This is a genomic window from Hydrogenophaga crocea (genome assembly GCF_011388215.1).
Classification (GTDB): domain Bacteria; phylum Pseudomonadota; class Gammaproteobacteria; order Burkholderiales; family Burkholderiaceae_C; genus Hydrogenophaga; species Hydrogenophaga crocea.
In genome coordinates, this window is the sequence record NZ_CP049989.1 from 202,282 (window position 1) to 226,049 (window position 23,768).

The window sequence follows — 23,768 nt, forward strand, 5'->3', positions numbered from 1 at the left end:
CCTGGAGCCCAACACCATGAGCAACGCCCTGGAATGGCTGCAGTTCGTGCTGGCACCGCAGATGATCAATGGCCTTTCCATCGGCGTGGCCGTGGCGTTGATGGCCCTGGGCCTGACGATCATTTTCGGATTGCTGGATGTCATCAACATGGCGCACGGCGAGTTCTACGCCATCGGTGCCTACCTGGCCGTGGCCCTGTTGGGCCTAGGGCTGTCGTTCTGGTGGGCGCTTGCCCTCACGCCGCTGCTGATGGCAGTGTTGGGTTACGCCACCGAACGTGGCCTGATCCAGCGCGTGTTCCACAGCAAGGACCGCCACACGCTGACCCTGCTGCTTACTTTCGGCGTGGCGGTGGTGCTCGAAGACGCGCTCAAGATCGTCTTCGGCGCCAACCCGCTGCGCATGGAGGCGCCCATCAGCGGCGCCACCGAGATGGTGGGTTTGTTCTTTCCCAACTACCGCCTGTTCGTGATGCTGTTCGGCGGCGCGCTGATCGCCGCCGTCTGGCTGCTGGTGTTCCGCACGTCGGTGGGCGCGGTGGTGAGAGCTGCCGCGTACGACCGTCACATGAGCGCTTCGCTCGGCGTGCCGGTGCACCGCGTCTATGCCGCGACCTTTGCCTTCGGTGTGGCGCTGGCGGGCATTGCGGGCGTGCTGCTCGCGCCGATCTATTCGGTGTTCCCCACCATGGGGCGCGACTTCGTACTCATCGCCTTCAGCGTGGTGATCATCGGCGGCATGGGCTCCATCAAGGGCGCTGTGCTGGCCGGTCTGCTGCTCACGCAGGTGCAGTCCATCTCCAGCCTCTACATCTCGCCGGTGTGGAGCGATCCGCTGCTGTTCGGGATCATGGTGCTGGTGCTGATGTGGCGTCCGCAAGGGCTGTTCGGAAAACTCGGGAGCGCTTGAGATGACCACACCCGCATCTCCTTCCGCGATCGCCTCGGGGCGCAAGGCCATGGACGCCCTGGCTCCCCCGGCACGGCGACGCTCCGCCGCGTCATGGCTGGCCATCCTGTTCTTTGCCGGGGCCCTGGTGTTCGGCGCCACCGCGCTCGCCCTGGGCGACGTGTTCTACCTGCGCCTGGCCACGGAGGCCCTGATCTTTGGTGGTCTGGCGCTGTCGGTGGACCTGCTGCTGGGTCGCGTCGGATTGCTCCCGCTGGGACAAGCCTTGTTCTTCGGCCTGGGCGCGTACGTGTCGGCACTGGTGCTCAAGCATTGGAGCGACTCCCTGTGGCTGGCCATGGCCAGCGCGCTGGCGTTCAGCATGGTGGCCGGCCTCATCGGTGGCCTGATTGCCATACGTTCCAAGGGGGTCTATTTCGCGCTCATCAGCTTCGGCATGGCGCAGGTGCTGTCCAAGGTGATCTACAACATGCGCGAGCTTGGGGCCTCCGACGGCATCATCGGCGTGCCCGCAGCCACGGTGATCCCCGGCCTGAACTCGGGCACGCCCGAAGGATTCTTCCTGCTGGTGCTGGCGTTCATCGGCGCGATCTACATCGGACTGCGTTACCTGATGGACACCCCAGCGGGCCGCCAGCTCGATGCCATCCGCACCAACGAGCACCGCGTGGGCTTTCTCGGGGTCGACCCCTGGCGCTACAAGTTGGGCGCCTTCGTGGGGGCCGCCTGCATCGCGGGTACGAGCGGCGCGCTCTACCCCATGCTGCGCGGGTTCGTTTCGCCCGAACTGATGTTCTTCCAGGTCTCGGGCAATGCGGTCATCAACGTCATCGTCGGTGGGACCGGAACCTTGATTGGGCCGCTCTACGGCTCGGCCATCCTCACCGGTCTGCGCTCGGTGGTGGGGTCCTTCACCGCGCATCACCACATCGTCATTGGCGTGATGTTCGTGATCGTCGTCATCGTGATGCCACGCGGCTTGATCGGCTATGCCACGCCGGCACTGCAGCGCTGGCTGGACCGCCGCCACCCGCGCAAGGAGATCCGCCCATGAGCGCCATCCTCTCGGTTCAGGGCCTGAGCGTGCAGTTCGGCGCTTTGAAGGCCGTGCACGACGTGAGCTTCGAGGCCCAGCCCGGCCGCATCACCGCGGTCATCGGGCCCAACGGGGCAGGCAAAAGCAGCCTGTTCAACCTCATCAGCGGTGCCATCCGCCCCACGGCCGGCAGCGTGCGCTTCGATGGCCGGGACGTCACCAGCCAGGCACCGCACCAGCTACTGGCCAACGGGCTGTCGCGTTCTTTCCAGATCACCAACCTGTTCTTCGATCTGACGGTTCGCGAGAACCTTCGCCTGGCCGCACAGTTTCTGGAGCGTGGCCGCGGCCTGTTCCGGCCACTGGTGCGCAGCACCATCGCCTCGCACCGGGTCGACGAGCTTCTCGGTCAGTTCGAGCTGCGCGCCAAGGCCGACGAGCTGGCCGGCTACCTGTCGCATGGCGAACAAAGACGTCTGGAGATCGCGGTGTCGTTGGCCTCGCGACCGCGCATGCTGCTGCTCGACGAGCCCACCCAGGGCATGAGCCACACCGACACCCGCGAAACCGAGTCCCTGATCCGGGGCCTGTCGCGTGACCACGGGCTGTCCATCCTGCTCGTCGAACACGACGTCGATCTGGTGATGCAGTTGTCGGACCACGTGGTCGTGATGCACCAGGGTCAGAAGCTGGCCGAGGGCCCACCGGCCGAGGTGCGCGCCAATCCGGCGGTGCAGGCCGCCTACTTCGGGGAGAAGCACTGATGCTCGAACTCAAAGGCGTTCATACCCACTACGGTCTGAGCCACGTGCTGCAAGGCATTGACCTGCGCGTGGGCAAGGGCGAGGTGATCGGCCTGTTCGGACGCAACGGCGTGGGCAAGACCACCGTGATCAAGACCATTGCGGGTTGGCTTTCTCCGTCGAGCGGACAGGTGCTGTTCGATGGCGAGCGTCTCGACGGCGTCAGTGCCGATCAGATCTGCCGCCGCGGTATCGGCCTGGTGCCCGAGGACCGGCGCATCTTTCCCGGACTCACCGTGGAAGAGAACCTGCGACTGGGCCAGATGCAGTGCCCATCGCGCAGCCGGGCCGAATCCCGTCGGCGCCTCGACGACACCTACCAGCGATTCCCCCGGCTGGCCGAACGGCGGCGCCAGATGGGTACCACCTTGTCAGGTGGCGAGCAGCAGATGCTGGCGATCGCGCGTGTGCTGGCGGGCGCTCCGCGCCTCCTGCTTATCGACGAACCCACAGAGGGGCTAGCGCCGATGATCGTCGACGAGATATTCGAGCTGATCGGCAAGCTGGCCCATGAAGGGACACCAATAGTGCTTGTCGAGCAGAACGTGCATCGCGCGTTGAACCTGACTACGCGGCACTATCTGATCGAACGTGGTCAAGTGGTCGCCGAGGGTAAATCAGCCGATCCAGGCGACCGTCAGGCGCTAATCGGCCGCATCAGCGTGTAGTCCCGCCAGCACGGTTGGCGGCGGCTGCCGATGTTCGCGAGCAGTTGTGCATTGATGGTGGGACTGTCGTGAATCTAGGGGAGAAGCAGTCTGTTCGAGTGGTCGCAGGTGTCGCAACTCGCACTGTTGGCCGCTTCGATCAGCCTTGCCGTCTGATTGGCACTTTGTCAGCGTAGCCCAGGGCCGCAGAAAGTTTCGCACCTTCCTCCTTCAGCAAGGTCACACAAGCATCGACGCGCTGTGCGTCCATTCGAACGCTGGGGCCAAAGACGGCAAGAGACCCTTTTACACGTCCGTTGCTGTCGAAATAGGGCACAGCGACGGCCACGGCACCCTGTATCAGTTCATCACGACTTATCTCGTATCCCCGTTCTCGTATGGCCGCGAGCTGCTTGAGATAGCTCGCAACGTCAAACTGGGTTGCACCCTTGTCCTCCAGATACACCTCGGGCAAGGCTGTGTGCGCTAGGATCACGCGGCCGCTGGCGCCCAGGGTCACGTCTGTGCTGTACCCAACTCCGCGCTTGAAACTCAAAGGCTGCGCACTTGGCAACTCGGCAACACAAGTGCGGCTGCGGCCTTGATGGACCAATAGAGATACCGTCTCACCCGTTGCTTCCCAAAGCCGGCGCATCATGGGCTGCGCCACGCTGGCGATGTCCAAGCCCGCTCCCCACACGTGCGCCAGATTGGCCACCGATGGGCCGAGCTCGAATCGCTGCGGCTCACCCGACGAGACGATGAAGCCCTTGTGCTCCAGCGTGCGCAGCAGTCGGTACAGCGTGGGGCGACTCAGGTTCACGCGCCGGGCCAGTTCCCCAGCCGTTAGCCGGTGGTCGGTTGCCGTGAATGCCATCAGGATGTCCAGCGCCCTGTCCACCGCGCGGACACCTTCCCCTGCTTTTTCAGCCGTTTCCATGCTTTGTGCTCCTGACAACCCGGCGATTGTCGATCTTACGGAATCGATATGTCCATCTGATGGACATGATGTCTGGCTGTTGACATAGATCAAGTGTGTCCACATAATGAATCAACTGTCCATCAGGAGGACATATTTCATGTGGAGACACAAGCAATGAACAAGGAAATGTCGGAGACCCTGACCCGCGTGGGTCCTGGCACCCGCATGGGCGAACTGCTGCGCCGTTACTGGGTGCCCGCGCTCGCATCGAGGGAAATCGCCGAAGCCGACGGACCGCAGGTACGCGTGCAACTGCTGGGCGAAAAGCTGCTGGCCTTTCGCAACACGGAGGGCCGCGCCTGCCTGATCAGTGAGTTCTGCTCGCACCGTGGCGTATCGCTGTACTTCGGTCGCAACGAAGAAAACGGCATTCGTTGCGCGTACCACGGCGTCAAATTCGACGGCGACGGCAAGTGCGTGGACGTCCCGTCTTCGCCCCAGTCGTGCGCGCGCATGCACATCAAGGGCTATCCCTGCGTGGAGCGCGGCGGCATCGTCTGGGCGTACATGGGTCCAGCCGAGCACCAGCCCGCCCCGCCCGAAATCGAGTGGTGCACACTGCCCGAGAGCCACGTGTACGTGTCCAAGCGGCTGCAATACAGCAACTGGCTGCAGGCGATGGAAGGTGGCATCGACACCGCGCACGTGTCCTACGTGCACCGCTACGAGGTGGACACCGACCCGATGCACCAGGGCGTGAAGGCGCTCGACTACATCAAGGCCGATGGCAACGTGGTGTTCGAGATCGAAAAAACGCCATACGGCCTGGGTCTGTTCGGCCGTCGCAATGGCGAGCCCGACTCCTACTACTGGCGCGTCACGCAGTGGCTGTTCCCCTGGTTCACGCTGATCGCGCCTTTCGGCGAGCACGCACTGGGTGGCCACGTGTGGGTCCCCATCGACGACCACCATTGCTGGGCGTGGAGCATCAACTGGCAGCCCTTCCGTCCGCTGACCGACGAAGAGCGTTCGGCCATGGAGGCAGGTCAGGGCATCCACGTGGAGTACGAGGCCCCGGGTAGTTTCGTCCCCAAGGCCAATCGCGACAACGACTACCTGATGGACCGTGTGGCGCAGCGCGAGAAGCGTTCGTACAGCGGCGTGTTCGGCTTCTCCGCGCAGGACTACTCCCTGCAGGAAAGCATGGGCCCGATCCAGAACCACGAGGCCGAGCAACTGCTGCCCACCGACAAGGCCATCGTGATGGCGCGTCGCATGCTGGCAGAAGCCGCAACGGGAATTGAACAGGGGATCACTCCTCCTGCGCTGGACGCCAGCCAGCAGCGGGTGCGGCCCGCCGGCGTCCTGCTGCCCAAGGAGCAGAACCCCGTCGAGTGGGCCAAAGAGCATCTGGCCAACAGCATCGAGAAGCCGGTTTTCACTCTGTAAGGGCCTGAGCCGGCCACACACACCAACCATAGGAGACAAGACATGTTCCCACGCCGATCCCTTCTCGCCGCCGCCCTGCTGGGTGTGGCCGCCGCCAGCCCCTCGTGGGCTCAGAGCGCGGCCGACTGGAAGCCCATCAAGCCGGTGCGCATCATGGTGCCCATCGTGGGCAGCACCAACGACGTGCTCGCCCGCCTGGTGGCGCCCAAGCTGCAGGAGGTGTTCGGCCAGCCCTTCGTGGTGGAGAACAAGGGTGGCGCGGGCGGCAACATCGGCGCGCTGGACATCGTGCGCTCCGCGCCCGACGGCCACCACCTGCTGGTGGGCTACAACGGGCCGCTGGCCATCAACGTGAGCCTCTTCAACAAGATGCCCTACGACCCGATGAAGGACCTGGCGCCCATCACGCTGGCGGTGAAGTCGCCCCAGTATCTGGTGGTGAACCCGGCCACGGGCATCACCAGCGTCAAGGAATTCATCGCAACCGCCAAGACGAACCCGCAGAAGTTGAACTACGGCTCGGTCTCGGTGGGCAGCGCCTCGCACCTGACGATGGAGATGTTGAAGTCGGAGGCCGGCTTCAACATCACGCACATCCCCTACCGGGGCGCCGCACCCGCGGTGTCCGACCTGGTGGCCGGCATGGTGCAGACCGGCTTCTTCGTGCCGGGCAACGTGCAGGGCTTCGTCAAGGAAGGCAAGCTGCGCTTGCTGGCCAGCACTGGCCTGAAGCGATTCCCCAGCACGCCCGATGTGCCCACGCTGGCGGAGTCGGGTCTGAAGGACTTCGAGGCCACTTCGTGGATCGGCTTCCTCGCGCCGGCGGGTACGCCGCCGCACATCATCAAGCGCTACAACGAAGAGATGGTGAAGATCCTGAAGTCGCCCGACATCCTGGCCCGCCTGCACGAGATGGAGTTCGAGGTGGTGGCCGGCACGCCGCGCGAGTTCAGCGCCTGGATCTCGTCTGAGATCACGCGCTGGGGCAAGGTCATCAAGGACAACGGCATCAAGCTGGATTGAGGACAGGCATGGCATCGTTGCGACTGGCCGGCCGCGTGGCCATGATCACGGGCGGGGGCGCCGGCATCGGCGCGGCCGCGTCCGCCCTGTTCTGCCGCGAGGGCGCGGCGGTGGCGATGGTGGACGCTGACGCGCAGGCGCTGGAGCGCACGCGCGCGGCGATCCTCGAAGCGCAGCCCGAGGCGCGCCTGTTGTGTGTCGCGGCCGACGTGTCGGACCCGGCGCGAGCGCAGGCCGCAGTGGCCCACTGCCTGGACGATTGGGGCGCGCTGGACGTGCTGGTGAACAACGCCGCCATGCGCAACTACCTGCCGGCGGCCGAGGTGTCGCCCGCCGACTGGCAGGCCATCGTGTCGGTGAACCTGGCGGGCATGTCCAACTACTGCCAGGCCGCGCTGCCGGCGCTGCGCCGCTCGGGCGCGGGCGCCATCGTCAACGTGTCCTCCTGCTACGCTGTCACCGGCCGCAGGGGCATGGCGCTGTACGACGCCACCAAGGCCGCACAACTGGCCTTCACACGCACCTTGGCGTTCGAGGAATCGGCGCACGGTGTGCGCGTCAATGCGGTATGCCCGGGATCCACGTTGACCGATTTTCACGTGGGCCGCGCTTCGGCGGCGGGCAAGAGCGTGGAACAGCTCAGCACCGAACGCAAGGACACCTCGCTCATAGGACGCTGGGCGCGCCCTGAGGAGATTGCCTGGCCGATCCTGTGGCTCGCCTCAGGCGAGGGTTCCTTCATCACCGGCACCACGCTGATGGTGGATGGCGGCCTTCACATCATGTGAGGGATAGGCGATGACGACTGCCACCCTCAAGGCCCGCGTCCATTGCCTGCGTTACGAGGCGCGCGACGTGGTGAGCGTCGAACTGCGCCCCGAGCACGCGGGGGTGGTGTTCCCGCCGCACGCGCCTGGTGCGCACATCGACCTACACCTGGACAACGGCCTAGTGCGCAGTTACTCGCTGCTGAACCCGGCCGGTGAGACCGGGCGTTACGTGGTCGGCGTGCTCAAGGACCGCAAGAGCCGCGGCGGTTCAGTTTTCGTGCATGAGCAGTTGCGCGTGGGGCAACTGCTAACGATCTCGGCACCGCGCAACAACTTTCCTCTGCACGATTCGGCCGCGCATTCGGTGTTCGTGGCCGGCGGAATCGGCATCACGCCCATCCTGTGCATGCTCGACCGCCTGTCTGCCTCAGGGCGTTCGGCTGACCTTGTTTACTGCGCGCGCTCGCGCGCAGATGCGGCCTTCCTAGAGCGCCTGAACGAGCTAGCCTCGCCCACGCTGCGCGTGCACTGGCATTTCGACGACGAGGCGGGTGGGCCCCCGGACCTGCGCGAACGGCTGCGTCCGTTTGCCAAACACAGCCACTTCTACGCCTGCGGACCCGGTCCGATGTTGGACGCCTTCCTGTCGGCTTGCGAAGTGCTGGAGTTGCCTAACGCGCATATCGAACGCTTCGCGGCTGTGCCGACACTGACCGCGTCGACCGAGCCCACGACCTTCACCCTGGAATTGCGTCGCAGCACGCGGCGTATTGAGGTACGTGCCGACTGCTCGGTGCTGGACGCCATGCTGGAGGCAGGACTATCGCCCGATCACAGTTGCCGCGAGGGGCTTTGCGGCGCTTGCGAAACGCGCGTTCTTGCGGGCGAAGTGGAACACCTCGACAGCATCCTTACCGAAAGCGAACGTGCGGCGAACAAATCCATGATGATCTGCGTCTCTCGATGCAGATCTAGTGTTCTGGTGCTTGACGCCTAGGACGCTTGGTACTCAAGTCGCAGTCACCTTAACAAGGTCTCTGTGAAACCGGCAGCAGCCCAGAGAGCTGGTGGAAGTCCGTGGCGCACTTACGAAGCTGGATTCGCTCACTCCCGTGAGGCGACGCCTAACCCTTCGCTGGAGCGGGACCTCCACCGGAATGGCACTCGGCCCTCGAAGCGCTCGATATCGTCATCCGATTGGCGGGCCAAGCGCCATCCAGGTGCCGGCCCCTCAGCTCAAACGTTGAGCGTCCGCTCCGGAAGTACCCCACCGCCTGCTCCTGGCCGATAGCGGCAGTCTAGCCACACCCCAGCCCCCGGCAAGATTTCGCTCCAGTCGTTTCGTGGAAGAACGACTGCAACGGGGTACTTGGCGCCCACTTAGAGCTGACTATCGACCGGCAGCAACCGCTGCAGTGCGGACTATGGCGCGCTGCCTTAGCTTCAGCATGCTGGCGCGTCCCGTGGCCCAAGGAAACGGATGCGTTGGGCTGACCGATGCTTGGTTGCGCGGTCGAACCAGCCTTGACTCGGGCGAGTTCACATCGTTGGCAGACCTGTCGATCCGGACCTATTGGGATCGGCCGAATCCCGGATTTGAGAGAAAACCTCTCGTGGCCCGCCCAAGAGGGCCACTCCCGGTACTTTTGAGAGCCGAGAGAGATCTCCCAGCCCCTCGCAACCCCGCACCACGCCTAGCGTTCGCCCAACAAAAAGCCCCTGCACTGCAGGGGCTCCAGACTCGCTGGCGGTGGGGGTAGGCACGACTGAACCCTTCTCAGGCAGAAGTTAGTGAGCGTAAACGTATGGTCTGTTGCAGACCTTAAAAAAAAAGCGCGCGCACGCGGGCGCGCGCGCAAAAAAGGAAATTTGCCGTTTGAGTTTGCAAGCGGTACCCCGTGTCCACGCTTTTGTTGAGGACGCATTTTTGTGCAGCACCGCAAAAATTTAGATCTGTGAGATCGGTGATGGCAGGCTCTCTTGATTCGCTTCGAACTAGGCCTTGTCACTTTTTTCAAGATGCCCCACAAAGCCACCAGATCGAGCTACGAAGCCTTCCTCGCCGATGTATGTGGTTGGGGTGAGGGCTGATGCTTTACCCAGCTTAGGCTCGTCCCTCGCACGTACGTCTACTGCCTTTAGCGATCCCCAGGACCAGTGGTCAGATCTTCGGCGCCCCTTTTTGCTCTTTCTCTCCCATTCGTCGGTCTTGTCTGCCGTGGGTCCTATGTTTCGCTGACATTCTTGGCTCGGTGCGGATAGCGTGGCCTTGAGGTAACGGATGAGCGCGGACAGTCAGTGAGCCTGCGGTTCCCCCGAAGGGAGGAACCGCAGGAGGAACCGCAGGAGGAACCGCAGGAGGAACCGCAGGAGGAACCGCAGGAGGAACCGCAGGAGGAACCGCAGGAGGAACCGCAGGAGGAACCGCAGGAGGAACCGCAGGAGGAACCGCAGGAGGAACCGCAGGAGGAACCGCAGGAGGAACCGCAGGAGGAACCGCAGGAGGAACCGCAGGAGGAACCGCAGGAGGAACCGCAGGAGGAACCGCAGTGAAGTCCCCTCGAATTCCTGAGCCAGTCAGAAGTAGAGGTTGGGGAACAGTTTGACACGGTACTCGACCGGAGGGATTCGGCCGAGGGCTTCATGGGGACGATGGTGGTTGTAGCGGTGCAGCCAGTCGGCCGTCATGTCACGGACTTCCTGCAGGCTGTCGAATACGTAGCAGTCCAGCACCTCGGTGCGGTAGGTCTTGTTGAATCGTTCGACATAGGCGTTCTGCGTGGGCTTGCCAGGTTGGATGTGCTGCAGGGCGATGCCCTTGCTCTGAGCCCACTGGGCCAGCGCGTGGGCGATGAACTCCGGCCGTTGTCCAGGCGATCGACAGCGGCGCACCTCGCACCTCCACCAACTCGTTGAGCGCCCGGATGACGCGCGCAGCAGGCAAAGCTGGTGTCGACCTCGATGCGCAGGCCCTCGCGGTTGAACTCGTCGATGACGTTAAAGGTTCTGAAGCGCCGCCCTGACCACAGCGCATCGGCCATAAAGTCGCAGCTCCATCCCTGGTTGGGCTGGCCTGCGGCGTGCAGGGCTGTTTGATGCGCGCAGGCAGGCGCTTTTGCCCCGCCTGGGCAAGTTCAGCCGCAGCTCGCGGTACACGCGCCACAGCACCGTCTTGCCCCAGGGCTTGCCTTGGTGGCGGGCGCTGTCGTACAGCAGCCCAAAGCCGTGGCGCGGGTTCAGTGCCATGTAGGCCTGGATGAAGGTGATGACCCCGGAGTCGTCGCGTGCAACGGGTCGGTATCGCAGCGTGGAGCGGGCGATGCCGCTGGCCTGGCAAGCACGTCGCGTCGCTCGCTCATGCCGTGCTCGTCCACGAGCGCGCGCACGACCAGCTCACGACGCTCCGGGGTCAGAGCTTTCGGTCAACGACGTCCTTGAGCGCGTGGTGCATGAGCGCCAGGTCGGCGTACATGCGTTTGAGCTTGGCGTTCTCATCTTGCAGTTGGCGCAGCTGCGCTAGATGCGAGACCGTCATGCCCGAGAACTGGCTCTTCCACTTGTAGTACGTCGGCTCGCTCACGCCGTGCTTCCTGCACGTCTCGCCGACCTTCGCACCCAGCTCGACCTCCTTGAGGATGCCGACTATCTGCGCTTCGCTGAATCTGGATTTCTTCATGTAGAGACTCCGTCTGGGGGAATTCTCTACTTCCGGGTGGTTCAGGTTTTCAGGGGGACTTCAAGCGCACCTACACATGGATATCCTGAGCAGGTGCTGTCAATTCGTCAATCACAGATCTCCCAGGAATCTGAAAGATGTGCCGTGCTAGATCAGCGCATGAGTTTGACCTAGACTGCTTGAGCCATCTCTTCGCTTTGCATTCTTAACGGGTCAAGACCATGCCACTATTCGCTAGTACCCTTCAATCTCTCCAGCAAGCTGGTCAGGCTATTCACGATAGCCGAGAACAGCTTAAGGCAGAGGTGGCTCGCCACACCGAACGGCTCGTCTCAGCCATGGCAAGTCAGCCACTGGCGCCTGGCGTCGACAGCGCTTTCGCCCAGGTAAAGCAAGTGGCAAGGCTCCATCAGGAACTTCAAGCCCTAGAGGGTCAGCTGCTCACCATCTACCAGGCCGCTGAACAGATCAAAGGCGAAGAGATTCAGGTGATCGAGGCACTTCCGCATCGACGCTCGCGAGTCGAATCGGCTACCTCGACGGCTGAGGATGCTTGCCTGGTAGCCCATCCTGGCCCTCGCAAGTCCCGCAAAGCTCCACCAGCCAAAGAGACTCAAATGCACCGCGCGTCAAAGCGACGAGGCGGTCGGGTCAGTGCTAACGACGAAAAGGTCTTAAAGGCTCTACGCCGCTTGTTGAAGGTGCATAAGGGGGAGCCACTTTCTCAGTCACAGATCGCGAGTGAGGCGGACATTCCGGTAGGCTCAATCGCAGCCTCCATCAAGAGGCTCTTAGAAGTTAGGCGCGTGATACAGGTCGAGCGTGGCATGTACCAAATGACCTGAGTGTCAGTTTTGCCGATGCACTGAATTTTCGGGTGAGCGACGTCGCTGGAGGATTCGTCGCTACCAAGGTCGATTGAGAGCCCTTAAAAGTTACTGGCGACGTCGAAAAAACGGAATGAGTATGCGCAAGAGTCGCTCAAACGACTGGTACTTGCGCATGATCTAGACCTCAGTCGCTTCAAGCTTTTGCGTGTTTCCGATCGACAAGCGTTGGATCGCCCTCAGCGAGTTGGCCTATCTCCAGCCATTCGATGTTATCCAGCTTGAGCCGGGTTACCTGCTTGAAGGAGTCCATTAAGTGGTCTTCCACATCGGCCGGTATGCCTGTCGGCTTGAGCTCTGCGCGCAATGTCATGGTCTCTCTGTGGCCTTGCGCCTCCACGACAAGCTGCACACGGCTGAGTGCTGGTACGCGACTGAGCACTTCCTCAATGTTGCGAGGATAGACAAACACCTCGCGTACTTTGACACCCTGGCCAACGCGACCCTGCAGAAGGCCAATTCGGTCAACGAGGCCGTCATCTGTCTGGCTCAACGCCTGGGCGACGTCGCCTGTGCCGAATCGAATCAATGGCCACCCGCTCTCCAGGGTCGTAACCACTATCTCGCCGGTGCTGCCGATCGGCAGGGGTTCGCCCGACACTGGGTCGCACACCTGCACCATGCGCTCAGGGTGGATGCGGTACCCCTCTAGTCCATCTTCTTCGTAACCGATGAGACCAAAGTCACCGGTGGCATAGGCGGAGAACGTGTCGATGGCATAGCGCTGCTCAAGATCGCGTCGCTTCTGCATCCAGTTGCCCATTTCCCCGCCCAGCATGGCGTTCTTGACGCGCCAGTCACGAGGCAATTCGCAGCCCATGCGTTCCAAGGTTTCGGTCAAGGTAATGAAGAAGCTGGTTGACGCACAAATGCAGGTGATGCCCAACTCCAGGATGAGTTGGGCTTGCTGTTCAGCGCCGCCCGGACCGCAAGGGATGACCGTGGCCCCGGTAGATGCGATGCCTTGGTCGAGCAAAAGGCCAGCGGGCACAAGGTGGTACGACCAGGTGTTCAGCACGCGATCGCCGGGTCCGATACCCGCTTGACGAAAGACCTGTGCGAAGCCGCGCCCACTGACGTCGCTTGAAAATTCAGGCTCATAGATTGGACCCGGTGATACAAAGATGCGTCGAATGTCGCGTTCGTCTGCGGCCAGGAACCCGCCAAAAGGGGGGTGCGCTCGTTGGAGGGCGAGGAGTTGGTCTTTGGTCGTGACGGGAAGACGGGCAAGATCACTGGCGCCGTGCAAGTTGGCCGGCTCTATGGCCGCCCGTTCAAAAATGGCCCGTATGGCTGGAGCTTGTCGGTAAGCGTCGGTTTGAATGCGCTGAAGCGCTGCGAATCGGTTGGAGCGTGGGGACGTGGTCATGGGGCGGCCTGTGGATCACTTGCCGGTGAAACGCGGCGCACGTTTTCCCTGGAAGGCCTCCAGTCCTTCCTGAAGGTCAGCGCTGAAAGCATGAACTTCTGACGCCAGAAGCTCCAAGCGAAGTGCCGTGTCCTCTGGTTGGTCGAGCCCGTCGTCAACCAGTGCCTTCATGCGCTGAAGGCCCAGGGGACTCTTGGTGGCAATGGTGTCTGCCACCTTCTGGGTCGCCGCAGCGAGTTGCGCGTCGTCCACGACTTGATTCACCAACCCGGCCTCCCGCATGTCCTCGGCTGAAACGAACTCCCCGGTGTAGAGGAGGTACTTGGCACGCGTCGGGCCAATTACACGGGGGAGGCGCACCGAGCCGCCACCGCCGGGAAGCAGGCCGTAGTTGGCGTGCGCATCGCCAATCTTTGCACTTTGGGCTGCGATAACCAGGTCGCAGCACAGCACCAACTCCAGGCCGCCAGCGAGGGTAATGCCGTTCAGTGCGGCAATCACAGGCTTGGGGAACCGGTCCAGGCGGTTCATGGTCCGCAGGACACCCGCGAGAAAGGCGCTCGTGCCGTGCTCGCCCAACTGACCTCGTACGTACTTGAGGTCCGCCCCAGCGCAGAAGGCGCGGCCGGTGCCGGTGAGAACAACGGTCATTACGTCGGCGCGCTCGAGCGCCTGGTCCAGGGCTGTGTCGATGGCTTGGAGGACTTCTGGCGTGAGCGAGTTCATTGCATCCGGGCGGTTCAGGCGGATCCAAAGAGATCGATTCCGGACTTCGGTAACCACCACTGAATCTGACATGTCTTCTCCTTTAGAGGCGTACTTAGGGTTCCCTCGATTCTTTCTTTTGACTATCGGGTAAGTAACTCGGTGATTTCCCTTACCAATCAGCAAATCAACTTACCGTAGAGTAAAAACCAAAGGAGTTGCTATGAAGTCATCTAGCGAAGGCGGTCGTCTACCGTTGGCGGGAGTCAAGGTGGTGGAGTTCGAGGGAATCGGTCCAGGCCCCTTGGCGGGCCTTCACCTGGTACAGCTAGGCGCGAGCGTCACCCTGGTCGCCCGCCCCGGTCGAGGGGCTCTGCCACCAGAAATGACCCCGCCAACCGATAGCTTGATCAACCGCGGCAAGCACCGCGTCACGCTGAACCTGAAGACGCCACGAGACCAAGCGATTGCCATGGACTTGATCGCCCAAAGTGATGCCTTGATTGAAGGCAATCGACCGGGGGTGATGGAACGGTTAGGTCTTGGGCCTAAAGACTGCGCCAAGGTAAACCCCCGCCTCGTCTACGGCCGCATGACGGGCTGGGGACAGGATGGCCCGCTGGCCCAAGCTGCCGGCCACGACATGAACTACGTGGCACTGACCGGACTGATGTCTCTGACGGAGACACCCGGCCATCCACCGATCTTGCCCCCCACGGTCTTGGGGGATGCGGCAGGGGCCTTGGGTCTGACGATGGGAATCGTCGCCGGGCTGTTCGCCGCGAGAAATGGCGAAGGGCAGGGCTGCGTCGTCGACGGAGCGATTGTGGATGTGCTCGCGCTTCTCGCGCCTCTGGTTCAGCTTTTACGCAAGGGAGGCGCCCTGGAAGGGGTGGAGCCCAGCGTGTTTCATGACTCACCGTTCTATGACCGCTATCGGTGTGCGGACGGTCGATACATCACGGTGGGCGCTATCGAGCCTCCGTTCTATGCGCTTCTTCTGGAAAAGATGGGGCTGTCGGATGTGGATCCCGCTCACCAGATGAACAGGGCGTCGTGGCCGGCACTGAAGGTCCGACTGGCTGAGGCATTTGCGTCGAAGTCAAGCCGCCATTGGACTAGGGAACTGGAGGGCACGGATGCTTGCTTCGCGCCCGTCCTCACCTTGGGAGAGGCGGCGAGGCATCCCCACAACGCCAGTCGTGGCTTGTATCGCCTGACCTCCGATGGCGACGTCGAGACGGCGCGGGGATTGCGCTTCCTGCCCCTGGTTGAACGGGGCCATTTGGAGTCATCCCAATGAGGGTTTACCCCTCTCAAATTTTTTTAGTTTTACTCTAGAGTAAAACAAATGCACGGCAGGTAAACATGATTCTGGCTGCCGGCTTTCAACAGACATCAGGAGACCGAACATGAATGACATCTACGTGATTGGGGTTGGCATGACGCCGTTTGGCCGACACCTCGACCTGGACATGAAGGCGCTCACCAGGCAGGCGGTGGAGGCAGCCATCGCGGATGCCGGTGTGCAGAAGGAGCAGTTGGAAGCGGCCTTCTTTGGCAACACTTCGCAAGGACACATGGAAGGGCAGCACATGATTCGCGGGCAGATTGCCTTGCGCGCCATGGGCATTGGTCGAATTCCAGTGGTGAACATTGAGAACGCCTGCGCCAGTGGCTCCTCTGCGTTTGCGCTGGCGTGTAGCCACTTGAAGTCCGGTGCGGGCGATGTCGCTCTCGCAGTGGGAACCGAGAAGATGTTCTCCACCGACAAGGCGCGAATGTTTTCCGTGTTTGACAGTGCCTGGGATATCTCTCGTGCACACGAGATTCGAGATTCCCTCATGAGACTGGGCCGAGACGTGACAGTGCCCGAAGGAACGACCTCGCCCAAGCCTTACAGCGTCTTCATGGATGTGTATGCCGCTTTCGCGCGCTCGCACATGCGCACGTTCGGCACGACGCAGCGGCAGCTCGCGGCCGTGGCTGCCAAGAACCACGCCCACTCGGTGCACAACCCACTTTCTCAATATCGAGTGGCCTACACCATCGACGAGATCCTGGCGGCGCCACCCATCACCTATCCGCTGACTTTGCCTATGTGTTCGCCCATCTCTGATGGCGCGGCGGCTGCGATCTTGTGCACAGGCGAGGCCCTCAAGCGCCTCAACTTGGACGCCCGGCGAGCGATCCGCGTGTTGGCCACGGTGGTGCAAAGCGGCTCAGATCGCGAAGAGTCGGATTACCGCTCGCACTGCACGGCGCTGGCCGCCAAGAAGGCCTACGACCTGGCGGGCGTCGGAGCTGCAGATATCTCAGTGGCTGAGGTCCATGACGCTACCGCCATGGGCGAAATCATCCAGTCCGAGAACCTTGGCTTCTGCGAGTTCGGCATGGGAGGCGTCATCGCGGAGCGAGGTGACACAAGCCTCGGAGGGCGGATTCCGATCAACCCGTCTGGAGGTCTGGAGTCCAAAGGGCACCCTGTCGGGGCTACTGGGCTTGCACAGATTCACGAGCTGGTTACTCAGCTGCGAGGGGAGGCGGGGAAGCGCCAGGTTGAAGGCGCTCGACTTGCGCTCGCCGAGAACGGCGGTGGCCTGGAAGGCATTGAAGAAGCGGTGGCCTGCATCACGATCCTTGGCCGCTGACCCGAAGAACAAAGAACGAAGTAGGAGACAACATGGACATTCAAAACGTGGTGGCACTCGTCACCGGAGCGGGCTCGGGTTTGGGCTTGGCCACCTGCCAGGCGCTGGTGAAGGCGGGCGCCAAGGTGATGGCGGTGGACGTCGATGAGGAGCGCTTGGTCAACAGCGTGCTGCCGCTGGGACCCAATGTTCGCATTCAGCGGGTCGACGTGTCCAACGACGCTGAGGTGAAGGCCGCCGTCGACTTTGCGGTTCAGGCATTTGGGTCGCTGCAGGTGGCGGTGAACTGTGCCGGCATTCTTGGGCCGTGCAAGACCTTGAGCAAAGGTGAGTTGTTCCCCCTTTCGCTCTGGAACCAGGTCATTGCCGTCAACCTCACTGGCACGTTTAACGTGATCCGACACGCGAGCCTGGCGATGTCGCGCAACACAGCCAACGACGACGGCGAGCGAGGTGTGATCGTGAACACCTCTTCCGGTGCAGCTTGGCAGGGTCAGATGGGGCAAGCAGCCTACAGCGCCACGAAGGCAGGGGTGATGGGGTTGACGCTGCCCGTCTCACGTGACCTGGCGCAGCACGGCGTGCGGGTTGTTTCCATTGCACCGGGCCTGTTCGAGACGGGCATGTCAGCAGGTATGCCGCCCAAGGTCTCACAAGGGCTGATCGACCACTCGATTCTCTTCCCGCATCGCATGGGGCGACCGCAGGAGTTCGCTTCACTGGTTCAACACATCGTCGAGAACGCGTACTTTAACGCCACGACCATCAGCCTGGATGCGGGTACTCGCTGATGGTCCAGTCCCTCCAAAGAACGAACTGAACCTGTCACTGGGACTGACCGCAAAGGAGTTTCCATGCAAGTAAGACGACTGATGGATCACGGGGGAAAAACATGAGTGATCTTCCAGGGGGTAAGCCGCCTCAGATCGTGCTTTCCGCAAACCATCTGCTTCTGCAGTTTGGGGGCATCGTGGCCCTGAACGACGTTTCCATCGATGTACACGCCGACGAGCTGTTGGCGGTGATCGGGCCTAACGGCGCAGGCAAGTCGTCGCTGATGAACTGCTTGAGCGGCTTCTATCGTCCCAAGGCAGGCGAGATCCGCCTTGGCGAACACTCCATCCGAGGCATGGGCACGCATGAGGTCGCGGCCCGTGGACTGGCCCGGACGTTTCAAGGTACCCACATCTTCTCGGGCATGACGGTGATCGAGAACCTGATGGTGGGGCGTCACTTGCACATGCGCACCAACCTGATCCAGTCGTTCTGCCACTTCGGACCCGCTGTGCGAGAAGAGGTGGCTCACCGGGAAGCCGTGGAGGAAATCATCGAGTTCCTGGAGATCGAGTCGATCCGTCACGTGCCCGTTGGCAGCCTGGGTTATGGGCTTCGCAAGCGCGTCGACCTGGGGCGTGCACTGGCACAAGATCCCAAGATCCTTCTGATGGACGAGCCCATGGCAGGCATGAACACCGAGGAGAAGGAAGACCTGGCCCGGTTCATTCTGGACGTGAGAGAGGCAAAACGCATCCCCATCGTGCTGGTTGAGCACGACATGGGCGTCGTCATGGACCTGGCGGATCGGATTGCTGTACTGGACTTCGGGAAAAAGATTGCTGAGGGAACGCCCAAGGAGATCCAGTCCGATCCCGCCGTTTTGAAAGCCTATCTGGGCGAGGGGGTGGCATGAACATTCGCATGGCAACACTGCCGCAATTGCTGCGTGATCACGCCCGCCAATCACCGAAGCGGCTGTCTCAGCGACACAAGACGCGCGGTATCTGGCGCGAGTACGACTTCTCGCAGGTCCAGCGCAATGTCATGGACTTGGCCTTAGGTCTTCACCAATTGGGCATTCAACGGGGAGAGACGGTCGCCATCATCGGGGAGAACGAGCCTCAGCACTACTGGGCCGAATTCGCGGCGCAGGCCATTGGGTGCAAGGTGATCTCGCTGTATCCAGACCTCACCGCAGACGAAGTGCAGTACCTGCTGGAAGACAGTGAGGCCGTCTGCCTCTTTGCGCAGGATCAGGAGCAGGTGGACAAAGGGTTGGCGGTGAAGGCGGCAACTCCTAACTTACGGCACATCGTGTATTGGGACGACACGGGCATGTGGTCGTACCACGACTCCATCTTGCGCAAGTTTCATCAGTTGCAGAGCGAGGGCCGGGCTCTTGGCGAGAAGGATGCTCTGCTGTACGACCGTCTCGTTGATCAGGGCTGTCCCGACGACATTGCAGTGCTTTCGTACACCTCGGGCACCACGGGCAAGCCCAAGGGGGTGATCCTTTCCCATCGCAGCCTGGTCGACAACGCTCAACGCCTGATCAATGCCACCAAGGCCAGGCCTGGCACCCAGTACCTGAGCTACATCGCGCCAGCCTGGGCCACAGAGCAGTTCATGGGCGTGGCCCTGGGCATTGGTCTGCCCATGGTGGTCAACTTTCCTGAGGGTCCTGAGCAGGTGCTGCCCAACATCCGCGAGCTGGCGGTCGAGGCCATGACGTTTGCCCCTCGGCAATGGGAAAGCATGGCGTCATCCGTGCAGGCCCACATGCTCGACGCTGGCCCCGTGCGGCGGGGCATTTACGAGTGGGGTTTGCAGGTGGGGCATGCGGTGCACGTCGCGCGCTTGGACGGCAAACCGGTCTCATGGTGGAAGCGGGCTTTGCTGCCCCTCGCCAATGCGCTGGTCCTGAGGCCCTTGAGAGACCAACTCGGCCTGACGCGCCTAAAGGTGGCCATTTGCGGCGGTGCCACCATGGCCCCAGATGTGTTCCGTATGTTCCATGCCATCGGCGTTCCCTTGCGAAACATCTATGGCTCAACCGAGGTGGGGCTGCTGACGAGCCACCAGGGCGACCGTTTTGATCTGGAGACCGTGGGTCACTGGATGCAGACGCACCCGGAGGCAGGTTCTTCCCTTGAATGGATGCTCACGGCCGATGGTGAGTTGTGCGTCAAGGGAGGCAGCTCGTTTCTGGGCTACTACCGACGCGAAGGATCTGTCGAGGCCAAGGTCAAGGACGGTTGGTACCAGACTGGCGATGCGGTCACCAAGACGGACCGAGGTGAGTTGGTGTTCCTGGAGCGCATGTCTGACCTGAAGCGCCTCGCCAGCGGCCAGACCTTCCCACCTCAGTTTGTGGAAACGCGTCTGCGATTCAGCCCGTTCATCAAGGACATCATGACCGTCGGAGACGAGAGGCGCGACTTCGTGGCCGCGCTCATCAACATCGACATGAGCGTGCTGTCTCGCTGGGCAGAAGACAAGCGCATTGGTTTCTCGACCTTCACGGACCTCTCCCAGCGTCTTGAAGTCGCGGAGCTCCTCAGCCGAGAAATCGCGCGGGTTAATCAGTTCCTGCCGGCCCATGCGCGGGTGCAGCGCTTCGCCAATTTCCCGAAGGAACTTGATCCCGATGAGGGCGAGTTGACCCGATCGAGAAAGTTGCGCCGAGAGTTTCTGGAAGAACGTTATTCGGCGCTGATTCAAGGTCTCTACAACGGGGCGCCTGAAGTGACCGTGGACATCCCAGTGACCTATCAGGATGGGCGTCGCAGCCAGTTCACCGCGCAGGTTTTCATTCGCGACGTGGCGTCTGCCACGCCCAAGTCCGGTCTTTCCAACGGGAGAAGGCGATGATTGATTTTCTGAATTACCTGATCAATGGCGCGCTGACGGGCCTTTTGTATGCACTGATTGCCATGGGTTTTGTGGTGATCTATCGGGCATCGAAGGTATTCAACTTCGCTCAGGGGGAGTTGGTCGTCTTCGGCGGGTACATGGTCTGGTGGACAGTGATTCAAATGGGACTGCCGCTGTGGATAGGCCTGCCAGTGGCATTCGTGAGTGCGGCAATCTTTGGACTAATGATTGAGCGAATCTTCTTCGCGCGATTGGTCGGTGAGTCCATCTTTTCAATGGTGATGGTGACCATCGGTCTTCTGATCCTTATTCGGGGCGTGGTTCTGGTCCTGTTCGGTCCACAGGTCCGCGCCTTTCCGATGGTATTTCCGATTGAGCCGCTGATATTTGGCGACATCCTGATTTCACGCTCGATGCTCTATGGCGGGTTGCTCACGATTGCCATTGGTTTCGGACTTTCGTGGTTCTTCAATAAGACCCGCGCCGGCCTGACGATGACCGCGGTGGCCGAGGATCACCAGGTGGCGATGTCCATGGGAATCTCAGTGCAGCGATCGATTGCCTTCGCTTGGATTCTTGGTTCCATTCTTTCGACTTTAGGTGCCATGGTCCACCTGAGTGGTCGATCAATCAACATGCTGAGTTCTGATATTGGTTTGGCGGCGCTTCCTGTAGCTCTGCTAGCAGGCTTGGAATCGCTTGCCGGTTTGTTGCTTGCTGGGGTGTTGGTGGGAGTGATTCAAGGGTTGGCTTCTGCCTATCTCGACCCCCTAGTCGGCGGGGCAATTGGCTCAGTCTTTCCATTCATCATCATGTTGCTGATGCTCTTGATTCGTCCAACCGGCATGTTCGGGTGGAAAACCATTGAAAGGGTTTGAACATGGATCCCGCAGGAATTTTTTCAACCTCCTATCGTCAGGATCAATCGCTCATCCGGACGCGAAATCAGGCCATCACCCTGCTGCTGTTTATTGTGGCGCTGTTTGCCCTGCCGATGTTCGCTGAGGTGCGATCGGTGGCAGTGATGACTTCGATGCTCATCACTGCAGTGGTAGTCCTTGGTCTGCAAATTAATACTGGCCTGGCCGGACAGGTCAATATTGGCCAGGCAGCATTCATGGGGGTGGGTGCGTATTCGACGGCTGTGCTGGCCAGCAAACTGCATCTTCCGTTCTGGTTGGCGTTGCCTGCGGGGGGTGTGTTCGCAGCGCTTTTCGGCGTCATATTTGGTCTCGCTGCTGTCCGGATCAAGGGCTTCTACCTCGCGCTCACCACGATTGCAGCGCAAATCCTGTTTCACTTCTTTGTGCTCAACCTTCCGCAAAAATGGTTGGGTGGCTCAAACGGCATCACCATGCAGCCTGCGGAGCTGTTTGGCTTCAAGTTTGAGTCGGATGCTGGCGTGTATTACCTGTGTCTTGTGGTGGCGATGATCATGATCGCTGGAGGATACGGAATTGCGCGCAGCCGACACGGACGAATTTTTGCAGCCGTCCGTGATGACGACGTTGCCTCGGGGATGATGGGTATCAATGTGGTCAGGACAAAAGCCCTGGCATTTCTGGTGGGTGCCTTTTATGCCGGCATTGGTGGTGGTCTTTGGGCTTACTACGTCCGCTTTGTGACGATTGACCAGTTCACATTGATTCATTCGATCTGGTTTATCGCCATGATCATCGTGGGCGGTATGGGTTCGATTACCGGCGCATTGATTGGAGTGTTCGTCATTCGAATGGCCCAGGAGTCCATCACGTCCATGGGGCCTGTGCTGATCGAAAGAATTCCATTTCTTGGAGGAGACCTGGTGTTCGCGGCCATGAATATTTTTCTCGGCGGCATCATTGCGGGCTTCCTGATTTTTGAGCCTCGTGGCCTGATGCACCGTTGGAATATTGCAAAGCGGTCGTATCGGATGTGGCCATACCCCTATTGAGATCGCTATTTATTTCAACCCCATTTTTGCGCTGGTGGGCGGTTGATTTTGGTTGAACAGCGTGACCACAAAGGAGACAAGCAAATGATTCAGCAGACGATGGCCGTTTCTGTCAGCGCCCGCCAGGCCTTGGGTTCGGTGATGTTCTTGGCCGCCTTGGGTTGCGGTAGTGCCGCTCACGCTCAAGCGACATACAACATCGCCGGTATCGCAGACTTTACCGGCCCCTTCGCCGATGTTATGAAGGACATCACAGGCTGCCGCCGCGGGGTTCTTGACTGGTGGAATGATGAGGTGGGCAAGTCGCTTGGCGTGACGCTGAAGGTCAAGGAGCACGACGCCCGCTATGACGTCGCCCAGGTTGCCTCGCTCTGGCCAGGTATCAAGGCGGAGCTGAACCCTATCGCCGCTTGGGGCCTCGGCGGCCCGGACAGCAACGCGCTGCAGCAACGACTGCCCAACGACAAGATTCCGCTGCTGCTGGGCACGGCCGGCTATGGATTTGCCTGGAAGGGCGACAGCTGGGTGTTCAATGCCCGGGCCACATATCCGCATGAAGCGGCAGGCTTCTACACCTGGTATCAGAAGAAGATGGGGAGCGCCCCGCTGAAGGTGGGGGTGATCTCCTCTGAGGTTTCTCCTGCTTATGTGGACATCCACAAAGGCGTGGAGCGTTTTGCCAAGGACAACCCGCAGGTTCTGGAGATTGTTGAGACGATTTACACCGAGGCACAGCCGACGGACCTCACGCAGCAGGTGAGCCGTCTGCTCCGCAAAGGGGCGACGGTAATCCAGGTCTTTAACAACACGGCATCGGTGGTGGCAACCCGACGTGCGCTGCAAAGCTTGGGCAAAGGCAATATTCCCTTGGTGGTCAGCGCACATAACGGATTGCTGTCATCCGGCAAGGCGTTGGGCGACCTCAACCAGATGGAGGGAAGTTACGAGGTCTATGGCATGGCCATTCCGACGGACGACCCGACCACTGCTCGAGCCTTTTTCGAGAAGCTGCGCACCCAGTACAAGACCCAGGCCAACTTCACCTCGCCTTGCATGATGGGGCTGGCCACTTCCCTGCTCACTGTTCGCGCGGTGGAGCAGGTGGTAAAGGCCAAGGGGCCTGCTGGGGTGACGGGAGCTGATGTCCGCGCCGCTTTGCAGACCAATGCCGTTCCTAGCGAACGAACCTTTGGTGTTTTGCCCAACGTCAAGTTCAGCAACGAGGCGCCGTTTCCGACTTCTGGATTGGCCGTAAACATCGGAACGATTGAAAAGGGGAAGTACAAGCTGATCGAGCAGAACGCTCCCGTTCCAAACGTGAACAAGTGGTAATTGA

General features: G+C 61.2%; 20 protein-coding genes and 1 pseudogene. 17 read left to right on the top strand and 4 right to left on the bottom strand.

Annotation, left to right across the window (positions count from 1 at the left end):
• The first annotated feature begins 16 nt into the window (after positions 1–16).
• The 4 genes from G9Q37_RS00935 to G9Q37_RS00950 are packed head-to-tail and all read left to right on the top strand — an operon-like array spanning position 17 to position 3,417.
• Positions 17–910, top strand: coding sequence for a branched-chain amino acid ABC transporter permease (locus tag G9Q37_RS00935; RefSeq protein ID WP_166223230.1), 894 nt, complete (start codon positions 17–19; stop codon positions 908–910).
• A 1-nt stretch (position 911) separates the two neighbouring features.
• Positions 912–1,964 carry a branched-chain amino acid ABC transporter permease gene (locus G9Q37_RS00940; protein ID WP_240936471.1) on the top strand — a complete coding sequence of 351 codons (1,053 nt, stop codon included), beginning with the start codon at positions 912–914 and terminating at the stop codon, positions 1,962–1,964.
• Complete coding sequence (locus tag G9Q37_RS00945) at positions 1,961–2,710, top strand: ABC transporter ATP-binding protein (protein WP_166223233.1); 750 nt, start codon at positions 1,961–1,963, stop codon at positions 2,708–2,710. Before G9Q37_RS00940 ends, G9Q37_RS00945 begins: the two co-directional genes overlap by 4 nt.
• Entirely contained in the window at positions 2,710–3,417 is a 708-nt protein-coding gene (locus tag G9Q37_RS00950) for an ABC transporter ATP-binding protein (RefSeq protein WP_166223236.1), read from the top strand. Before G9Q37_RS00945 ends, G9Q37_RS00950 begins: the two co-directional genes overlap by 1 nt.
• Positions 3,418–3,556: 139 nt before the next feature.
• Here G9Q37_RS00950 and G9Q37_RS00955 read toward each other — a convergent pair whose 3' ends face one another.
• On the bottom strand, positions 3,557–4,336 hold the full coding sequence (locus G9Q37_RS00955; RefSeq protein WP_166223239.1) for an IclR family transcriptional regulator: 780 nt from the start codon (positions 4,334–4,336) through the stop codon (positions 3,557–3,559).
• Between the two features lie 156 nt (positions 4,337–4,492).
• On the opposite strand from G9Q37_RS00955, the gene G9Q37_RS00960 reads away from it, so the two are divergent.
• The 5 genes from G9Q37_RS00960 to G9Q37_RS21735 all read left to right on the top strand — a co-directional run bounded on the left by G9Q37_RS00960 (position 4,493) and on the right by G9Q37_RS21735 (position 10,113).
• Positions 4,493–5,767 carry an aromatic ring-hydroxylating dioxygenase subunit alpha gene (locus G9Q37_RS00960; protein ID WP_166223242.1) on the top strand — a complete coding sequence of 425 codons (1,275 nt, stop codon included), beginning with the start codon at positions 4,493–4,495 and terminating at the stop codon, positions 5,765–5,767.
• A gap of 42 nt (positions 5,768–5,809) precedes the next feature.
• Positions 5,810–6,790 (top strand): Bug family tripartite tricarboxylate transporter substrate binding protein, encoded by a 981-nt coding sequence (locus G9Q37_RS00965; protein ID WP_166223245.1) that lies wholly within the window; start codon positions 5,810–5,812, stop codon positions 6,788–6,790.
• An 8-nt stretch (positions 6,791–6,798) separates the two neighbouring features.
• Positions 6,799–7,578, top strand: a complete 780-nt coding sequence (locus G9Q37_RS00970) for an SDR family NAD(P)-dependent oxidoreductase (protein ID WP_166223248.1) — start codon at positions 6,799–6,801, stop codon at positions 7,576–7,578.
• Positions 7,579–7,588: 10 nt separating this feature from the next.
• Complete coding sequence (locus G9Q37_RS00975; protein ID WP_166223250.1) at positions 7,589–8,557, top strand: PDR/VanB family oxidoreductase; 969 nt, start codon at positions 7,589–7,591, stop codon at positions 8,555–8,557.
• Between the two features lie 1,301 nt (positions 8,558–9,858).
• Positions 9,859–10,113: a hypothetical protein gene (locus G9Q37_RS21735; protein WP_205710702.1), complete on the top strand. Its 255-nt coding sequence runs from the start codon at positions 9,859–9,861 to the stop codon at positions 10,111–10,113.
• A gap of 24 nt (positions 10,114–10,137) precedes the next feature.
• Here the strand turns inward: G9Q37_RS21735 and G9Q37_RS00985 are convergent.
• The 3 genes and pseudogenes from G9Q37_RS00985 to G9Q37_RS00995 form a co-directional block, all read right to left on the bottom strand.
• Positions 10,138–11,236, bottom strand: a pseudogene (locus tag G9Q37_RS00985) (IS3 family transposase).
• Between the two features lie 1,023 nt (positions 11,237–12,259).
• Positions 12,260–13,492: a phenylacetate--CoA ligase family protein gene (locus G9Q37_RS00990; RefSeq protein ID WP_205710703.1), complete on the bottom strand. Its 1,233-nt coding sequence runs from the start codon at positions 13,490–13,492 to the stop codon at positions 12,260–12,262.
• Between the two features lie 15 nt (positions 13,493–13,507).
• The gene (locus tag G9Q37_RS00995; RefSeq protein ID WP_166223253.1) at positions 13,508–14,290 is read right to left on the bottom strand and encodes an enoyl-CoA hydratase/isomerase family protein; all 783 of its coding nucleotides are present in this window, start codon (positions 14,288–14,290) and stop codon (positions 13,508–13,510) included.
• Positions 14,291–14,420: 130 nt separating this feature from the next.
• On the opposite strand from G9Q37_RS00995, the gene G9Q37_RS01000 reads away from it, so the two are divergent.
• The 8 genes from G9Q37_RS01000 to G9Q37_RS01035 all read left to right on the top strand — a co-directional run bounded on the left by G9Q37_RS01000 (position 14,421) and on the right by G9Q37_RS01035 (position 23,764).
• Positions 14,421–15,500, top strand: coding sequence for a CaiB/BaiF CoA transferase family protein (locus G9Q37_RS01000; protein WP_166223256.1), 1,080 nt, complete (start codon positions 14,421–14,423; stop codon positions 15,498–15,500).
• Between the two features lie 109 nt (positions 15,501–15,609).
• Positions 15,610–16,848: a thiolase family protein gene (locus G9Q37_RS01005; protein WP_166223259.1), complete on the top strand. Its 1,239-nt coding sequence runs from the start codon at positions 15,610–15,612 to the stop codon at positions 16,846–16,848.
• Positions 16,849–16,880: 32 nt separating this feature from the next.
• Positions 16,881–17,639 (top strand): SDR family NAD(P)-dependent oxidoreductase, encoded by a 759-nt coding sequence (locus tag G9Q37_RS01010; RefSeq protein ID WP_166223262.1) that lies wholly within the window; start codon positions 16,881–16,883, stop codon positions 17,637–17,639.
• Positions 17,640–17,740: 101 nt separating this feature from the next.
• Positions 17,741–18,538 carry an ABC transporter ATP-binding protein gene (locus G9Q37_RS01015; RefSeq protein WP_166223265.1) on the top strand — a complete coding sequence of 266 codons (798 nt, stop codon included), beginning with the start codon at positions 17,741–17,743 and terminating at the stop codon, positions 18,536–18,538.
• Positions 18,535–20,496, top strand: a complete 1,962-nt coding sequence (locus tag G9Q37_RS01020; RefSeq protein ID WP_166223268.1) for an AMP-dependent synthetase/ligase — start codon at positions 18,535–18,537, stop codon at positions 20,494–20,496. Before G9Q37_RS01015 ends, G9Q37_RS01020 begins: the two co-directional genes overlap by 4 nt.
• Complete coding sequence (locus tag G9Q37_RS01025; RefSeq protein ID WP_166223271.1) at positions 20,493–21,377, top strand: branched-chain amino acid ABC transporter permease; 885 nt, start codon at positions 20,493–20,495, stop codon at positions 21,375–21,377. The genes G9Q37_RS01020 and G9Q37_RS01025 overlap by 4 nt, the downstream gene beginning before the upstream one ends.
• A 2-nt stretch (positions 21,378–21,379) precedes the next feature.
• Complete coding sequence (locus tag G9Q37_RS01030; protein WP_166223274.1) at positions 21,380–22,432, top strand: branched-chain amino acid ABC transporter permease; 1,053 nt, start codon at positions 21,380–21,382, stop codon at positions 22,430–22,432.
• Between the two features lie 84 nt (positions 22,433–22,516).
• Positions 22,517–23,764: an ABC transporter substrate-binding protein gene (locus G9Q37_RS01035; protein WP_166223277.1), complete on the top strand. Its 1,248-nt coding sequence runs from the start codon at positions 22,517–22,519 to the stop codon at positions 23,762–23,764.
• Positions 23,765–23,768 lie beyond the last annotated feature (4 nt).

Coding starts and splice junctions, on each gene's coding strand:
- G9Q37_RS00990 (WP_205710703.1), bottom strand. CDS start 13,492: ATGACCACGTCCCCACGCTCCAACCGATTCGCAGCGCTTCAGCGCATT.
- G9Q37_RS01020 (WP_166223268.1), top strand. CDS start 18,535: ATGAACATTCGCATGGCAACACTGCCGCAATTGCTGCGTGATCACGCC.
- G9Q37_RS00975 (WP_166223250.1), top strand. CDS start 7,589: ATGACGACTGCCACCCTCAAGGCCCGCGTCCATTGCCTGCGTTACGAG.
- G9Q37_RS00955 (WP_166223239.1), bottom strand. CDS start 4,336: ATGGAAACGGCTGAAAAAGCAGGGGAAGGTGTCCGCGCGGTGGACAGG.
- G9Q37_RS01030 (WP_166223274.1), top strand. CDS start 21,380: ATGGATCCCGCAGGAATTTTTTCAACCTCCTATCGTCAGGATCAATCG.
- G9Q37_RS00960 (WP_166223242.1), top strand. CDS start 4,493: ATGAACAAGGAAATGTCGGAGACCCTGACCCGCGTGGGTCCTGGCACC.
- G9Q37_RS01010 (WP_166223262.1), top strand. CDS start 16,881: ATGGACATTCAAAACGTGGTGGCACTCGTCACCGGAGCGGGCTCGGGT.
- G9Q37_RS01035 (WP_166223277.1), top strand. CDS start 22,517: ATGATTCAGCAGACGATGGCCGTTTCTGTCAGCGCCCGCCAGGCCTTG.
- G9Q37_RS00935 (WP_166223230.1), top strand. CDS start 17: ATGAGCAACGCCCTGGAATGGCTGCAGTTCGTGCTGGCACCGCAGATG.
- G9Q37_RS00945 (WP_166223233.1), top strand. CDS start 1,961: ATGAGCGCCATCCTCTCGGTTCAGGGCCTGAGCGTGCAGTTCGGCGCT.
- G9Q37_RS01005 (WP_166223259.1), top strand. CDS start 15,610: ATGAATGACATCTACGTGATTGGGGTTGGCATGACGCCGTTTGGCCGA.
- G9Q37_RS00970 (WP_166223248.1), top strand. CDS start 6,799: ATGGCATCGTTGCGACTGGCCGGCCGCGTGGCCATGATCACGGGCGGG.
- G9Q37_RS00950 (WP_166223236.1), top strand. CDS start 2,710: ATGCTCGAACTCAAAGGCGTTCATACCCACTACGGTCTGAGCCACGTG.
- G9Q37_RS00965 (WP_166223245.1), top strand. CDS start 5,810: ATGTTCCCACGCCGATCCCTTCTCGCCGCCGCCCTGCTGGGTGTGGCC.
- G9Q37_RS01015 (WP_166223265.1), top strand. CDS start 17,741: ATGAGTGATCTTCCAGGGGGTAAGCCGCCTCAGATCGTGCTTTCCGCA.
- G9Q37_RS01025 (WP_166223271.1), top strand. CDS start 20,493: ATGATTGATTTTCTGAATTACCTGATCAATGGCGCGCTGACGGGCCTT.
- G9Q37_RS01000 (WP_166223256.1), top strand. CDS start 14,421: ATGAAGTCATCTAGCGAAGGCGGTCGTCTACCGTTGGCGGGAGTCAAG.
- G9Q37_RS00995 (WP_166223253.1), bottom strand. CDS start 14,290: ATGTCAGATTCAGTGGTGGTTACCGAAGTCCGGAATCGATCTCTTTGG.
- G9Q37_RS00940 (WP_240936471.1), top strand. CDS start 912: ATGACCACACCCGCATCTCCTTCCGCGATCGCCTCGGGGCGCAAGGCC.